Here is a 14046-nt window from a genome sequence, read left to right on the forward strand (position 1 = left end):
GGGTGTCGGCCGCTTGCCGATCTCCCCCCTTGTGGGGGAGATGCCCGGCAGGGCAGAGGGGGGTAGCGCCTCCCACCAATGCGCCAATGGAGTTTCACCATGCTGAACGTCGAAAACATCAACCTCCACTACGGCGCGGCACAAGCCCTGCGCGGCGTGTCGCTCACGGCAGAGATGGGCAAAATCACCTGTGTTCTCGGTCGCAATGGTGTGGGCAAAAGCTCGCTGCTGCGCGCCGTTACCGGTCAGCATGCCATCAGTGGCGGGTCGATCAGCTTCGAAGGGGCGGCACTGGATGGGCTGGCGCCCTATCATCGGGCCAAGCGCGGCGTCGGTTACGTGCCGCAGGGTCGTGAAATCTTCCCGCTGCTCAGCGTGCAGGAGAACCTCGAAAGCGGTTATGCGCCGTTGCCGCGCAAGGAGCGTTTCATTCCCGACGATATTTTCAGCCTGTTTCCGGTGCTGCAAACCATGCTGGGCAGGCGCGGCGGCGATCTCTCCGGCGGGCAGCAGCAGCAGCTGGCAATCGGCCGGGCGCTGGTGACGCGGCCGAAAATTCTGGTCCTCGACGAGCCGACCGAGGGCATCCAGCCGTCGATCATCAAGGATATCGGCCGGGCGATCAAATATCTGCGCGATTCAACCGGCATGGCCATTCTGCTCGTCGAGCAATATCTGGATTTCTGCCGCGAGCTTGCCGACTATGTCTACATCATGGACCGGGGCGAGATCGTGCATGAGGGGCTTGCCGAAACACTGGATACGCCCGAGGCACGGCGTCATCTGACAGTATAATTCGAGACTAAACCGGCGCGCGCCGATCACGGCGTGCAAACGGCCGATTAATATTTTGAAAGCCTATGCGCCTCTGCATGGCTTTCATGCTTGATTTAACATTTCATTGAATAAAAGCCTGTGATATTGGCAGCGGAAATGCTGCATGCGAGACACAGGAAAAGTCTATTCGCACGCCGCGACAGTTGATCCCTTACATTCCATGCACGTCCGACGTATCGTCGGAGAAATAGTGCCAAAAAGGCGTGTCAATGCATCAAGACTTTGCCCCTGGCCGGGCCGTCCGGCTGTTCCGCTCCGTCCGCACCCTCGTTCTGGGCCTTGCGATATGCGCGAGCGTTGGCGCCGCAGCGTCGGCATCGACCTGCGGTCAGGTTTCCGGACCCGGCATGGCGCCGGGCAGGCATGATTTTTCCATTCTCTCCAGTGGTCAAAAACGCGACGGCGTCTATTTCGTTCCCTCTGCCTATGACGGAAAAAAGCCGTTGCCGGTGGTGTTCGATTTCCACGGTTCCAACAGCAATCCGCACGGCCAGCTGAACCGCAGCGGCTGGGACAAGCTTGCCGAGCGCGACGGCCTTGTCGTGGTGGCGCTGGCGGGCAGCCTCAATGGCGAAATGCCCGGCACCCATGCCTGGAACGTTCCGGGCGTCACCACGCGCCCCGGTGGGCTGGACGAGGTGAGTTTCATTCGCGATACGATCGACATGGTGAAGGGCAAGTTCTGCGTCGACGAGGAGCGTTTTTACGGTTCCGGTTATTCCGGCGGCGGGCGCATGCTGTCGCAATTCATCTGCAACGGCAGCGCGGATTTTACCGCCGCCGGCTTCGTCGCGTCGCTGCGTGCCGGTTATCCGCTGGAGACCGAGGGCAAATGGGGACCGGATGCGGCAAGCTGCAAGCCGGCGCGGCCGATGTCGATCATCGCCTTTGCCGGGTTGAAGGATCCCGCCAATCCCTATCAGGGCGGCGGCAAGTCCTATTGGCAATATGGCGGCGAGACGGCGCTGAAGCGCTGGGCCGAAATTGACGGCTGCAAGGGCGGCGCAAAAAGCAGGACGGGCGAGAGTTTCACCCTCAATTCCTACGATGTCTGCAAGGGCGGCGCGCGCATCCAGTCCTATCTTATCGAGAATTGGGACCATGCCTGGCCGCGCGCCACCATGAAGGCGGAAGTGCTGGCCGCCAGCGCCGTCCTCACCCGCAAACCGGGCGGCGAACAGACGCCGAAGGCGGAACCCGCCGTGGAGCGCAAGATGCCCACAGGTGAAGTGACGCGCACGGTTGATGCAGCGGAAAGAATGTGGGACTTCTTCCGCAACACGGAAGGACAGCTGGTGGTGGACGCCGTTGTCAAAAAGGATTGCGGCGCCAAGGCCGGGTCCGCTTCCGCAACCGCTTCGGAGACCGCGTGCAGCCAGAACAGCAAGTCATCCGCCCTTCCGGTATCCAAGACGCTGAACCTGTCCGGCAGCAACGCGCCCGTGGCAGAGGACGCATTGTAACCAAGGCAGTCGAAGGGCGCAGCCGGCTGGACCAGTTGTTTCAGGAAGGTTGCGCCAAGATCCGCCTGCCGGATACGTTTTCCAATGAGATCGAGGCTATTCTCATCAATTCCTCCGGCGGTTTGACCGGCGGAGATGAAATCGAGTGGCAGGCGGTTGCCGGTGCCGGCACATCGCTGGTGGTGACGACGCAAGCCTGCGAGAAGGTCTACAAGGCATCCTCCGGAACCGCCACCGTCACCGCCCGCGCTACCGCCGGGCCGGGTGCGAGATTGCACTGGCTGCCGCAGGAAACCATTCTTTTCGATCGCGCATCGCTGACCCGCAGGCTGGAAGCCGATCTCGACGCATCTTCCGAATTCATCGCCGTCGAAGCTGTGCTGCTCGGGCGTCAGGCCATGGGCGAGGCCATGGAGCATGGCCTGTTCCGGGATCGCTGGCGCATTCGCCATGGCGGCCGGCTGGTGCATGCCGAAGAGCTGCTGCTTGCGGGCGAAGTGGCGGAACTGACCGCGAAACCGGCGGTGCTTGCCGGCCAGGTGGCCTTCGCCACGCTTCTCTATATCGGGCCTCTGGCCGAGGCGCTTTTGCCTAAAATCCGGGCTATTGCCGGGGAAAGCGGCGGCGCCAGCGAATGGCAGGGCAAGCTTGTCGTGCGCGTTTCCGCCACTGACGGTTTCTCCCTCAGAAAAATACTTTTTCCGATCATTTCGCTCTTGCGAAACGGTGCGCCAGTGCCGAAAGTCTGGAATCTGTAAAGCTCCGGATTGCCGGTTATCGGCAACGTCCGGGGTCTGTCAAACAAGTCGGATTTTGCCCCGGAACGTTACCGGTAAAAGGGGCTGATGCGAAAGCTGCGGGACGACGATGAACCTTACTCCGAGAGAAAAAGACAAGCTGCTGATTTCCATGGCCGCCATGGTGGCGCGCCGCCGGCTGGAGCGTGGCGTGAAGCTGAACTATCCCGAAGCGATTGCGCTGATTAGCGATTTCGTGGTCGAGGGTGCGCGCGATGGCCGTGCCGTGGCCGACCTGATGGAAGCCGGCGCGCATGTCATTTCCCGCGATCAGGTGATGGAAGGTATCGCCGAGATGATCCATGATGTGCAGGTGGAGGCGACGTTTCCTGATGGCACCAAGCTTGTGACCGTTCACGAACCGATACGGTAAGGGGGCAGATATGGCGCTGGAACTTCGGCCCAATTGCGAATGCTGCGACCGGGATTTGCCGCCCGCGAGCGAGGCGATGATCTGCTCGTTCGAATGCACCTTCTGCGCCGATTGCGCGACGGATGTGCTTCACGGAGCCTGCCCGAATTGCGGCGGTGAGCTGGTTCGCAGGCCCATCCGCCCCTTGGCCAAGCTCGTCAACAATCCGGCATCGACGAAGCGGGTCCTGAAGGCCGAAGGCTGCGCGACAGTCACGGCCGCTTGAGAGAGATAAAGGGGAGCACCATGAAACCAGGCGAAATCATTGCCGCAGAAGGCACCATCGAACTCAACGCCGGCCAGCCGACGGTGACGATCGAGGTGGCCAATACCGGAGACCGGCCGGTTCAGGTGGGCAGCCACTACCATTTCTTCGAGACCAATGCGGGTCTGGTCTTCGACCGCGACAAGGTTCGCGGCATGCGTCTCGATATTCCGGCGGGAACTGCGGTTCGTTTCGAACCCGGCCAGAAGCGGGAAGTGACGCTGGTGCCGCTTGCCGGCAAACGCGAGGTTTACGGTTTTCGTCAACAGATCATGGGGAAGCTCTGACATGGCCACGGCGCATTATCATGGAAGCTGCCAGTGCGGCGACGTCAGCTTCGAGGTCGATGCCGATCTCGACCACACCGTTGTGTGCAATTGCTCGCGCTGCAAGCGCCTCGGCTCGACGCTTGCCTTTGCGCCGCGTGACAAGTTCACCCTGCTTTCCGGCGAGGACAAGCTGACGGAATATCTGTTCAACAAACACCACATCCGTCATCTCTTCTGCTCCACCTGCGGCATTGAAAGTTTTGCCTATGCCGACGGGCCGGACGGAACGCCGATGGTGGCGGTGAATGCCAATTGTCTCGATGGTGTCGATCCGCGTGCGCTGAAGCCGCAGGCTTTCGATGGCGCGGCTGCCTGAGCGATGGCTGTGACTGTGCAAAAACTCCATGCCGCAGCGGCGCTGCTGTTTCTGGCCGTTGGCCCAGCACTTGCCGACGATGCGCCCGATTGCACATCGCCGCAAACCCAGACCGACATGACCGAGTGCGCCGGCGAGGATTACGAAAAGGCCGACAGGCAACTGAACGCCGAGTACCAGAAGGTTCGCAAGCAGCTTGCCGAGCGTGACAGAAGCGCGGAGGAGAGCGACAAGGGCGCAACCGACGCATTGATTACCGCCCAGCGCGCCTGGGTGGCGTTTCGTGATGCCAATTGCGATGCCTTCGGCTTTCAGGCGCGCGGCGGCACGATGGAGCCGATGCTGGTTTCCGCCTGCCTTGCCGATATGAGCAGCAAACGCGCCGACGAATTGCGCCAATTTTCGGAAGGTTTCTGACCGGCATGGGGCGACGGATCACGATTGTCGGAAACGGGGAACTGCCGCAGGGCGTGGCGGATCTTATCGACCTTTCCGACGTCGTCATCCGCTTCAACGATTGCCGTTCGCTGGGCGTTGGCGGCAGCCGCACGGATGTGGTGGCCGTCTGCAATACCGGGCGGCCCGGCCGCGAGATGAGCGAAGGGACCGAATGGCGTGAGAGTGACGGGGTGCGGCAGGCTTCCGCCATCTGGTCGGTTCGCGACCCGGCGAAGTTTGCCGAAATGGAGCCGGATATTCGCGCGCACTGGCCCGAACTCACTGACTTCTGCGCCGATTATACGCCCCGTTTCGCCGCGATCGCCGAGGAAACCGGCAAGAGCCACATCGTCATTCCGCGCGGCGTGCATGAGCGGCTGGACCGCGCGTTGCAGGCCTATGCGCCGGCCCCTTACGTCTGCCCGAGCACCGGACTTTTGGCGATTGCCCATGTTCTGGAAAGCCTGAGCGGCGATGATGACGAGGTGGCTATTGCCGGTTTTGGTCATCACGGCTGGAACGGCCATCCGTTTGCCGCCGAAAAACAACTGGTCGAGGCCCTCACACACGAGGGCAGACTGACACGAATTTCTCCCACATCGATTTTCTCCGCGTCCGAAGGAGCCTGAACCCATGCCTTACAAGATTTCCCGCGCCGCCTATGCCGGCATGTTCGGTCCGACCGTTGGCGACAAGGTGCGCCTTGCCGATACCGAACTCTTCATCGAGATCGAGAAGGACTACACGACCTATGGCGAGGAGGTGAAATTCGGTGGCGGCAAGGTCATTCGCGACGGCATGGGCCAGAGCCAGGCGACACGGGCCGAGGGCGCCGTCGATACCGTCATCACCAATGTCGTGATCGTCGACCACAGCGGCATCTACAAGGCGGATGTCGGCCTGAAGAACGGGCGCATCCACGCCATCGGCAAGGCGGGCAACCCCGATACGCAGCCGGGCGTCACGATCATCGTCGGCCCCTCGACGGAGGCAATCGCCGGCGAAGGCAAGATCCTGACGGCCGGCGGCATGGATGCGCATATTCACTTCATCTGCCCGCAGCAGACCGAGGAAGCGCTGATGAGCGGCGTCACCTGCATGCTGGGCGGCGGTTCCGGCCCGGCGCATGGCACGCTCGCCACCACCTGCACCGGCGCATGGCACATCGAGCGGATGATCGAAAGTTTCGATGGATTTCCGATGAATCTGGCGCTGGCCGGCAAGGGTAATGCCTCGCTGCCAGCACCTCTGGAAGAGATGATACTTGCCGGCGCATCCTCGCTGAAGCTGCATGAGGACTGGGGCACGACACCGGCCGCCATCGACAATTGCCTGACGGTGGCCGACGAATATGATGTGCAGGTGATGATCCACACCGATACGCTGAACGAGAGCGGCTTCGTGGAAGACACGATTGCCGCCATCAAGGGCCGCACCATCCATGCCTTCCATACCGAAGGGGCGGGCGGCGGCCATGCGCCTGATATCATCAAGGTCTGCGGCAATCCGAACGTCATTCCGTCTTCCACCAACCCGACGCGGCCTTACACTATCAATACGCTTGCCGAGCATCTGGATATGCTGATGGTGTGCCACCATCTGTCGTCGTCCATTCCCGAAGACATCGCCTTTGCCGAAAGCCGTATCCGCAAGGAAACCATCGCGGCTGAGGATATTCTCCACGATATTGGCGCGTTTTCGATCATTTCCTCCGACAGTCAGGCCATGGGCCGTGTCGGCGAAGTGGCGATCCGCACCTGGCAGACGGCCGACAAGATGAAGCGCCAGCGCGGCCGCCTGAAGGAAGAGACCGGCGAAAACGACAATTTCCGCGTCCGCCGTTATATCGCCAAATACACCATCAACCCTGCCATCGCCCAGGGCGTCAGCCACGAGATCGGCTCGATCGAAGTCGGTAAACGCGCCGATCTGGTGCTGTGGAACCCGGCCTTTTTCGGCGTGAAGCCCGAAATGGTGCTGCTTGGCGGCTCCATCGCGGCAGCGCCGATGGGCGATCCGAATGCGTCCATTCCCACACCGCAGCCGATGCACTACCGGCCGATGTTTGCCGCCCATGGCAAGCTGCGCACCAATTCCTCCGTTACGTTCGTCAGTCAGGCGTCGCTGGATGCCGGGCTGGCCCAGCGTCTCGGCGTTGCAAAGAAGCTTTTGGCGGTGAAGAATGTGCGCGGCGGTATTTCCAAGGCGTCGATGATCCACAATTCGCTCACCCCGCATATCGAGGTCGATCCGGAAACCTACGAGGTGCGCGCCGATGGCGAGCTTCTGACCTGCGAACCGGCGTCGGTATTGCCGATGGCGCAGCGTTATTTCCTGTTTTAACGGCGTTTCGTGTTGAGATTTATCACAAGGTGGATCGGCGGTGGCCTGCTGCTGATCGTCCTGCTTCTGGTGCTCGGCACCGTCGTGCCGCGTCCCTTTTTCTCTGACGATGCAAGTGGAGGCGCGGGGGATCGCGAAATCCTGCTATTGTCCAACCCGATCCACACCGATATCGCCCTGCCGGTCGATGACGGTCTGCGGCAGACCTTTTCCGAATTGCAGGAGGGCGGTATCGCGGTCAACCATCCCGCCGCTGCCTATCTGGTGTTCGGCTGGGGCGGCAGGTCGTTCTATATACAGACGCCTACCTGGGCCGACCTGAAACCCATGCCTGTCCTGCGCTCGTTGACGCTGGACCGGTCGGTTATGCATGTGGACGTGACGGGCGGCCTTCCCGCCGACCTTGTCGGGGCAAAACGCCTTCGCATTTCCGAAACCGGCTATCAGCGTCTTGTGGCGGGCATTCGCGCGAGTTTCCTGCGGGACAATGGCAAGGTCCTGATGGTGCCGGGTGTTACCTACTATCTTACGGACTCGTTTTTCGAGGCGAGTGGCTGGTTCAATGCGTTCGCCGGCTGCAACACATGGTCGGCCGCCATGCTGCGCGAAGCAGGCATTCGCACCGGTTGGTGGACGCCATTGCCGCTGCTGCTGCGGTGGTCCGTCGATCTGCATAATTGATCTTTTGCCGATGCGACGTTTCGCTCATTTGACGTCTGGTAATCCCATTTTTATGCTGCACCGCAATGCATCTTGCGCTATGGAAGCGCCAAAAGAATTCCGTGCGGAGCGATCCCAAGCAATCCGTGCGAAACGCTGGAAAATTGACGACAGATCAGGAGACAAGACATGCTCGGCAAAAAAGTGCCCGCCGTTACATTTCGCACCCGTGTTCGTGATGAGGCCGTTGGCGGCCCGAACCCTTTCCGTTGGCAGGACATGACCTCCGACGATTATTTCAAGGGCAGACGAGTCGTTCTCTTCTCGCTGCCCGGCGCTTTCACGCCGACCTGCTCGACCTTCCAGCTTCCCGATTTCGAAAAGCTTGCGGGCGAATTCCGCGCGCTCGGCGTCGATGAAATCTATTGCCTGTCGGTCAACGATGCCTTCGTGATGAATGCCTGGGCCAAGGGCCAGAACCTCGAAAACGTCAAGGTCATTCCTGACGGTTCGGGCGAGTTCACCCGCAAGATGGGCATGCTGGTCGCCAAGGACAATCTCGGTTTCGGCATGCGCTCCTGGCGTTACGCCGCTGTCATCAACGACGGTCTGGTGGAGCAGTGGTTCGAGGAAGAGGGCTATTGCGACAATAGCGATACCGACCCTTACGGCGTTTCCTCGCCGCAGAACATTCTGGAACACCTCAAGAGCCGCGCTGCGGCCTGATTGCGGATTTGCGAAGACCCGGCGATGATGCCGGGTCCGTCTTGGTTGGTGAGGACTGAAAACCTCTCCTCCGTCATGCTCGGGCCTGTCCCGGGCATCTGCAACCGATTGATTTCATTGAACGGTGATAGATCCTCGGGACAAGCCCGTGGATGACGTCGCGTTCGAAGGGACGCTCGTAAACAGGGTGCACCCCGCCCGGCACCCTTTCGGTTTTTTCATGCTCCGTGGCGTATCCCATTCGTCTTGAAATCACGCCTTGAAATCACCCCGCCTATCCGTCAAAAATCGAAACCCCAAGACTGTTTCTGAAACGGATCATCCCATGCTGCGCGTCACCTCCTATCACCCCGCCGGAACTCCTGCCGACGAGCCTTCCGGTTATGTCACTCTGGCGCATGACCAGCGGCATCTGCGTCGCAAACTGCTGCATTTGCAGAATGACGAGATGGTGATGCTGGATTTGAAGGAAGCCGTGCTTTTTGCCCATGGCGATCTTCTGGTGGTGGAGAACGGTGATTTGGTGGAGGTTCGCGCGGCGGATGAAAAGCTGTTCGAAATCAAGGCGAAAGATCGCCTTCACCTGATCGAGCTGGCTTGGCACCTGGGCAACCGGCACCTTTCCGCGCAGATCGAGGAGGAGCGTATTCTCATCCTGCGCGACCACGTCATCCGCGCCATGCTGGAAGGTCTCGGCGCAACCGTGCGCGATGTCGAGGAACCTTTCCAGCCGGCCCGCGGTGCTTACCACGCCCATGGCGGCCATTCCCACGGGCACGATCATGGCCACCATCACGACCATGGCTGAAGCATGGGCGAAGATCGCGGCGTCGCCGCGATTAAATGCCATGAAAGGGGAGGAGATGCCAACTAATCTGCCAAGCAATTCTGCGGCTGAGACAGGGCTGAACACGAGGGCGCTCCTGCGCTTGATGGCGTGGCTGTCACCTGCCTTTCCAATTGGGGGATTCGTGTGGTCAGGCGGTTTGGAGAGGGCGGTCGCGGACGGGCTGATAAAAGACGCTGCGGATTTGGAGTCTTGGCTGGCAACGTTGCTCGGCCACGGTTCGCTGTGGAACGATGCGGTACTGTTCGCTGAGGCCTGGCGGCAGACAGGAGAAAGCTGCGGCCTTCACGACGTGGCAGCGCTTGGCTTGGCTCTTGCTGGATCGGCGGAACGCCACATGGAGACCTCCTCGTTGGCAAAGGCTTTCTGCGCTGCAGCGTCAGCCTGGCCAACTCCGGTTCTTCAGCGCCTTCCCGCAGACGCGCCATTTCCCATTGCCGTTGCCGCAGTTGCATCGGGCCATGATGTGCCGCTGGTTCAGGCGCTTGCCGCCTATTTGCACGCGGCTGTGTCGCAGGCTGTCTCGGCGAGCATCAGGCTAGGTGTAACGGGCCAGAGAGACGCCGTGGCAATCATTGCATCTCTTGAAACGCAAGTAGAAGATATCTCCCGGCGCGCAGCGGAAACGACACTCGACGATCTGGGCACCGCAACTGTTCAGGCGGAGATCGCCTCGCTCCGGCACGAAACGTTGCACGTCAGGCTGTTCCGTTCCTGAGCGGTTGGGCGGCGTCTGGCTAATCGAGGGAGGCGGCCACCTCACCCATTATAGTCCACAATAGTGTCGCCGACCGATCCCAGGAGTACTTCTTGGCCTGATCGTTGCCCTTTTCTATCAGTTCAGCTCGTAATGTTTCATCTAGGCAAACCCGATGGATGGCGTCGGCGATCGAAGGGACTGAAAAGGGATCGACAAGAACAGCTGCATCCCCTGCTACCATAGGCATTGAAGTGACATTGGAGGTCACAACGGGGACGCCGGCAGCCATACCTTCGATGATCGGGAGGCCGAAGCCCTCTGCCAGAGAGACATAAGCTATCATGTGGGCGCCCTGATAGAGTTCGGGCATGTCGTTCGCGGCATATTCGCCCAGAAAATGCACGAACGATGTGAGGCCCGCATTCCGGATTTGGGTTTCGAAATGCGCTGTCATGGATGTCGTCAGAACAAGGTGGATGTCTTGTTCCCAAACCCTGGAAACCGAATAGGCTTCAATCAACCGCTCAAGATTCTTGTACTTGCGCGCATTGCCGGGATACAGAATGTATCTGTAGCCCAATTGCACCCGGACGGCTGGGGCGACCTTGAAGAAGGCGTCGTCGACTCCGTTCGGAACGACGAACACTTTCCGCTCCGGCATCTGCGACCATTGCAGGAATTCCCGCTTTACGAAATCAGAAACACAGATCACTGCGGCGCAGCGACGATACAGACGACGCAGTATTACGGTAAAGTACACTCTGTGGAAAACTGTATAGTGTCGAAGATGAGTTAAATCATGTATCACGACTACTGATTTCCTGCATCCCAGCAGTGGCGGGACGAAGCCGGGATTCCAGAACAGCTTTGTGTTCTTTCCATGGGTTTTTAAAGAAATATACAAAAGCAACGGGCCGAAAATACTGCCGATCCGCCCGGAAACCGGCAAGGCGACGATCTCGAAAGGCTCCGGCATTCGTTTGGTCATTTCATTTTGAACTCGGCCGATACCGGTTGTATCTGGCCAGCGTGTATCTGCGGCAACGCGGATTTTACAATTCATATTTATATCTTTAAAAGTAAATTCTAAAATTATTTTTGTAATTTTAATATTTAAGGCACTGTATCCAGATATATACTTGAATTGAAAGTTTCAATAGTAAATATATTATAAGTATTTTTGTATATATTAATATGATATATTTCTATATTCTAGCGCTATTATTTATTTGGTAGGGTTGGAGTCGCAAGTGATGAAGGGATAGAAAATCTGGGCGCCCCTGATCCTATTGGGGTTTTCTCGTTGCACGCGGTCGTTGGGGTGATATTGTCTGTTTTCCAGAATATTGAAGAAAACAGAGTGGAGAAATCAGGCATGAAATCGGGTAATGGTCCGCTGCGTGTCGGCATTGGCGGGCCGGTCGGTTCCGGCAAGACTGCGCTGACGGAAAAGCTCTGCAAGGCGATGAGCGCCGATTATTCCGTCGCCGTCGTCACCAACGATATCTATACCAAGGAGGATGCGGAGGCGCTGGTGCGCATGCAGGCGCTGCCCTCCGAGCGTATCGTCGGCGTCGAGACGGGCGGGTGTCCGCATACCGCCATCCGGGAGGATGCGACGATCAATTTGCAGGCGATTGCCGGTCTCAATGCGCGGTTTCCCGATCTCGACGTGGTCTTCATCGAATCCGGCGGCGACAATCTCGCGGCGACCTTCTCGCCCGACCTCGCCGATATCACCATCTATGTGATTTCCGTCTGCCAGGGCGAGGAAATTCCGCGCAAGGGCGGGCCGGGCATCACCCGCTCGGATCTGCTTGTCATCAACAAGAAAGACCTTGCTCCTTACGTCGACGCCGATCTGACGGTGATGGACAGCGACGCGACCCGCATGCGCAAGGCCATGCCCTTCGTCTTTACCGATATGAAGCGCGGCGAGGGTGTCGATCGCATCGTCGGTTTCCTGAAAGAGCAGGGCGGTCTCTGAGATAAGGCCACGCCCCGCCGTTTCGGTCCCTGTCGTTTCCCTCTTCGTCGCCGGTGTCCACAAGGCACCGGCGGCCATCTGATCCATCGGCAAAGCGAGGCGTTCTGCCTCGTGCTGCAACCGGCCTGGTGATGGCTTCGATGGGAAAAGATTATTTCAGCGCGAATGAGTCCGCGCTGCATGCGCCGAGAGAATTGGGGTTATATTTGTGCCAGTCCTTGATGCTGAGCATGCCGACGCGAATGGCGCCTGCACCAAGGGTATCGCTTGAATCCTTGACTGTGACCCACCGGACCGGCTGATCACAAAAGCCGTTCTTGCCCTTGTTCAGCGAGAAAAACGCATCTGCGTTCAGCACCTGATAGACGTCTCCGCCGAATTCCGTATCGCCGCTGTTTTTCCAGGTATCGGAATACTGAAGCTTCATTTCCCCCTTCAACAGGGAAAAATGTGCGGAGGTGCGGCTGAGTTTCATTGTTTCTCCGAGCGTTGCCGAAGTCCCGTTAGACACGGCCACATAGGTGCGCGGGCTGTTCGTCGGCATGGCTTTCACACTCGATTGGGCTACAGCACTATGCTCCATGAACGCACTCAGCGAAGCTGCGGCAAACAGGCCTGTCAAATGTCGGTAGCGTGGCATGGACGTCCCTCTTCAACGTTGCGGCTGCATATTTTTTGCAATGCTATTATAGCGGGCGGCCGGGTAAAGCGGAATGGGCAACCAATTCAATGCTTAAGATAGTCTTGTGATCTGATGTGAGGGCAGTCTCGCCAGGCCTCTGCTGCGGCGCCCTGCGGAAGGGTGGCGCCGGCACGTTTCTCGTCAGCCTGCTAGATACGCTTCAGCGCCGCGACATCGTTGACCTGTACGATGCGGCCGCGCACGGAGACACCTACCTTCTTCAAGGTCGAGAATGCGCGCGACAGGGCTTCCGGCGCAAGGCCGAGCTTGCCGGCGAGCAGGCTTTTCTGGAAGGGCAGCCGCAGCGAAAAGGAAGTGGCGTCACGCGGACCCTCATTGATGAGATAATGGGCGACGCGCTGCGGCGCGGTTTGCAGCCGGTCGTTGGCGATACAATCCAAGGTTCCGAGCAGGCTGTTGGAAAGGCAACGCATGACGGCCTTGGCGATTGCCGGCTCCTGATCGATGAGGTTTCGGATTCGTGTCAGATCGAAACGCGCAAGCGTGCAGTTCTCCGCCACCTGCGCATTGTAGCGATAGCTGTCGCTGCCGAAGATCAGGCATTCGTTGAAACTCTCGCCCGGGCCGCTGACACGCACATCCGCCTCGCGCCCGTGCCTGTCCAGCCGGTAAAGCCGCACATAACCCGAAAGCACGCAGTAGAAATATTGCGCTGCCTCGCCTTCCTTGAAGAGCACATGACGGGCATTGAGACTGGTGACTGTCGCCGCCTCCATCAGCTTCAGCGCCGCCGCGTCATCGGCAATCCCTATCAGGGGCGCGCGCAACAGAATGTTCCTGTCCCTGTTGCTCAGCTTCACGGTCTTGTTCACGTCCATCCGGCTCCCGCCCAAACCTTTTGCCGGGTTGTCCGAAGCGATATGAAACCGGGGATGTTCCTTTTCCCGCGCGCCTATCTGAAAAGAACTCATCGCATTATCCTTCGACCGGCAATTCCCGATGCGAGGGAGATTAGCAGCCGGGTCGAAAAGCGAATTGATTTCGATCAAATGGGTTTTGGTGTTGTTGTGCGGGCTAGGCCATTCGTGCTCCAGACCGCAGGGGGAAATATGGAGCGAGTGTGTGCCGCTTATTCTTCTGCCCGCCGGGGAGAAGGTCGCGGCAGCGGGATGAGGGGGCGAGGGTTCGGTTCATCACTGGCGTTGCCCCCCTCTTCTGACCCTTCGGGCCATCTTTTCCCCGGCGGGGAGAAGAAATATGCGGCGACGCTGCGCATTTCGAAT

Annotated in this window: 18 protein-coding genes; 15 read left to right on the forward strand and 3 right to left on the reverse strand. The window is 59.2% G+C overall.

Annotation, left to right across the window (positions count from 1 at the left end):
• The first annotated feature begins 99 nt into the window (after positions 1-99).
• The 14 genes from urtE to RS75_RS19555 all read left to right on the forward strand — a co-directional run bounded on the left by urtE (position 100) and on the right by RS75_RS19555 (position 10151).
• The gene (urtE, locus tag RS75_RS19490; protein WP_045023643.1) at positions 100-795 is read left to right on the forward strand and encodes an urea ABC transporter ATP-binding subunit UrtE; all 696 of its coding nucleotides are present in this window, start codon (positions 100-102) and stop codon (positions 793-795) included.
• A gap of 251 nt (positions 796-1046) precedes the next feature.
• Positions 1047-2300 carry an alpha/beta hydrolase family esterase gene (locus tag RS75_RS19495; protein ID WP_045023520.1) on the forward strand — a complete coding sequence of 418 codons (1254 nt, stop codon included), beginning with the start codon at positions 1047-1049 and terminating at the stop codon, positions 2298-2300.
• Positions 2207-3058 (forward strand): urease accessory protein UreD, encoded by an 852-nt coding sequence (locus tag RS75_RS19500; RefSeq protein ID WP_045023645.1) that lies wholly within the window; start codon positions 2207-2209, stop codon positions 3056-3058. The genes RS75_RS19495 and RS75_RS19500 overlap by 94 nt, the downstream gene beginning before the upstream one ends.
• A 109-nt stretch (positions 3059-3167) precedes the next feature.
• Entirely contained in the window at positions 3168-3470 is a 303-nt protein-coding gene (locus RS75_RS19505) for an urease subunit gamma (RefSeq protein WP_045023521.1), read from the forward strand.
• 10 nt (positions 3471-3480) lie between these two features.
• Positions 3481-3735 carry a DUF1272 domain-containing protein gene (locus RS75_RS19510; RefSeq protein ID WP_045023522.1) on the forward strand — a complete coding sequence of 85 codons (255 nt, stop codon included), beginning with the start codon at positions 3481-3483 and terminating at the stop codon, positions 3733-3735.
• Positions 3736-3755: 20 nt separating this feature from the next.
• A complete protein-coding gene (locus RS75_RS19515; protein WP_045023523.1) occupies positions 3756-4061 on the forward strand; it encodes an urease subunit beta in 306 nt (101 codons plus the stop codon).
• 1 nt (position 4062) lies between these two features.
• Positions 4063-4419, forward strand: coding sequence for a GFA family protein (locus RS75_RS19520; protein WP_045023524.1), 357 nt, complete (start codon positions 4063-4065; stop codon positions 4417-4419).
• A gap of 3 nt (positions 4420-4422) precedes the next feature.
• Positions 4423-4836, forward strand: a complete 414-nt coding sequence (locus tag RS75_RS19525) for a lysozyme inhibitor LprI family protein (protein ID WP_045023525.1) — start codon at positions 4423-4425, stop codon at positions 4834-4836.
• Positions 4837-4841: 5 nt separating this feature from the next.
• The gene (locus tag RS75_RS19530; RefSeq protein ID WP_045023526.1) at positions 4842-5486 is read left to right on the forward strand and encodes a Urease operon accessory protein; all 645 of its coding nucleotides are present in this window, start codon (positions 4842-4844) and stop codon (positions 5484-5486) included.
• Positions 5487-5490: 4 nt separating this feature from the next.
• Positions 5491-7200, forward strand: a complete 1710-nt coding sequence (gene ureC, locus RS75_RS19535; RefSeq protein WP_045023527.1) for an urease subunit alpha — start codon at positions 5491-5493, stop codon at positions 7198-7200.
• 9 nt (positions 7201-7209) lie between these two features.
• Positions 7210-7881 carry a TIGR02117 family protein gene (locus tag RS75_RS19540; RefSeq protein WP_045023528.1) on the forward strand — a complete coding sequence of 224 codons (672 nt, stop codon included), beginning with the start codon at positions 7210-7212 and terminating at the stop codon, positions 7879-7881.
• Positions 7882-8049: 168 nt separating this feature from the next.
• Positions 8050-8586 (forward strand): peroxiredoxin, encoded by a 537-nt coding sequence (locus RS75_RS19545; RefSeq protein ID WP_045023530.1) that lies wholly within the window; start codon positions 8050-8052, stop codon positions 8584-8586.
• Positions 8587-8911: 325 nt separating this feature from the next.
• Complete coding sequence (ureE, locus tag RS75_RS19550; protein ID WP_045017642.1) at positions 8912-9394, forward strand: urease accessory protein UreE; 483 nt, start codon at positions 8912-8914, stop codon at positions 9392-9394.
• A 55-nt stretch (positions 9395-9449) separates the two neighbouring features.
• Positions 9450-10151 (forward strand): urease accessory protein UreF, encoded by a 702-nt coding sequence (locus tag RS75_RS19555; protein WP_045023647.1) that lies wholly within the window; start codon positions 9450-9452, stop codon positions 10149-10151.
• A gap of 19 nt (positions 10152-10170) precedes the next feature.
• Here RS75_RS19555 and RS75_RS19560 read toward each other — a convergent pair whose 3' ends face one another.
• Positions 10171-11196, reverse strand: coding sequence for a glycosyltransferase family 4 protein (locus tag RS75_RS19560; protein ID WP_084687097.1), 1026 nt, complete (start codon positions 11194-11196; stop codon positions 10171-10173).
• A gap of 312 nt (positions 11197-11508) precedes the next feature.
• Here RS75_RS19560 and ureG point away from each other — a divergent pair, with 312 nt between their 5' ends.
• Positions 11509-12120 carry an urease accessory protein UreG gene (ureG, locus tag RS75_RS19565; protein WP_045023535.1) on the forward strand — a complete coding sequence of 204 codons (612 nt, stop codon included), beginning with the start codon at positions 11509-11511 and terminating at the stop codon, positions 12118-12120.
• 151 nt (positions 12121-12271) lie between these two features.
• On the opposite strand, the gene RS75_RS19570 is transcribed toward ureG, so the two are convergent.
• Together RS75_RS19570 and RS75_RS19575 are read right to left on the reverse strand one after the other, a co-directional pair.
• Positions 12272-12742: a hypothetical protein gene (locus tag RS75_RS19570; RefSeq protein ID WP_200893650.1), complete on the reverse strand. Its 471-nt coding sequence runs from the start codon at positions 12740-12742 to the stop codon at positions 12272-12274.
• Between the two features lie 209 nt (positions 12743-12951).
• Positions 12952-13641, reverse strand: a complete 690-nt coding sequence (locus tag RS75_RS19575; RefSeq protein ID WP_045023649.1) for a Crp/Fnr family transcriptional regulator — start codon at positions 13639-13641, stop codon at positions 12952-12954.
• Positions 13642-14046: the final 405 nt, after the last annotated feature.

This window comes from Rhizobium nepotum 39/7 (assembly GCF_000949865.1).
GTDB classification, from domain to species: domain Bacteria; phylum Pseudomonadota; class Alphaproteobacteria; order Rhizobiales; family Rhizobiaceae; genus Agrobacterium; species Agrobacterium nepotum.

Bases quoted from the DNA above. Each gene is read 5' to 3' on its own strand.
- urtE (WP_045023643.1), top strand. From the start codon at position 100: ATGCTGAACGTCGAAAACATCAACCTCCACTACGGCGCGGCACAAGCC.
- RS75_RS19495 (WP_045023520.1), top strand. From the start codon at position 1,047: ATGCATCAAGACTTTGCCCCTGGCCGGGCCGTCCGGCTGTTCCGCTCC.
- RS75_RS19505 (WP_045023521.1), top strand. From the start codon at position 3,168: ATGAACCTTACTCCGAGAGAAAAAGACAAGCTGCTGATTTCCATGGCC.
- RS75_RS19510 (WP_045023522.1), top strand. From the start codon at position 3,481: ATGGCGCTGGAACTTCGGCCCAATTGCGAATGCTGCGACCGGGATTTG.
- RS75_RS19515 (WP_045023523.1), top strand. From the start codon at position 3,756: ATGAAACCAGGCGAAATCATTGCCGCAGAAGGCACCATCGAACTCAAC.
- RS75_RS19520 (WP_045023524.1), top strand. From the start codon at position 4,063: ATGGCCACGGCGCATTATCATGGAAGCTGCCAGTGCGGCGACGTCAGC.
- RS75_RS19525 (WP_045023525.1), top strand. From the start codon at position 4,423: ATGGCTGTGACTGTGCAAAAACTCCATGCCGCAGCGGCGCTGCTGTTT.
- RS75_RS19530 (WP_045023526.1), top strand. From the start codon at position 4,842: ATGGGGCGACGGATCACGATTGTCGGAAACGGGGAACTGCCGCAGGGC.
- ureC (WP_045023527.1), top strand. From the start codon at position 5,491: ATGCCTTACAAGATTTCCCGCGCCGCCTATGCCGGCATGTTCGGTCCG.
- RS75_RS19545 (WP_045023530.1), top strand. From the start codon at position 8,050: ATGCTCGGCAAAAAAGTGCCCGCCGTTACATTTCGCACCCGTGTTCGT.
- ureE (WP_045017642.1), top strand. From the start codon at position 8,912: ATGCTGCGCGTCACCTCCTATCACCCCGCCGGAACTCCTGCCGACGAG.
- RS75_RS19555 (WP_045023647.1), top strand. From the start codon at position 9,450: ATGCCAACTAATCTGCCAAGCAATTCTGCGGCTGAGACAGGGCTGAAC.
- RS75_RS19560 (WP_084687097.1), bottom strand. From the start codon at position 11,196: ATGAATTGTAAAATCCGCGTTGCCGCAGATACACGCTGGCCAGATACA.
- ureG (WP_045023535.1), top strand. From the start codon at position 11,509: ATGAAATCGGGTAATGGTCCGCTGCGTGTCGGCATTGGCGGGCCGGTC.
- RS75_RS19575 (WP_045023649.1), bottom strand. From the start codon at position 13,641: ATGGACGTGAACAAGACCGTGAAGCTGAGCAACAGGGACAGGAACATT.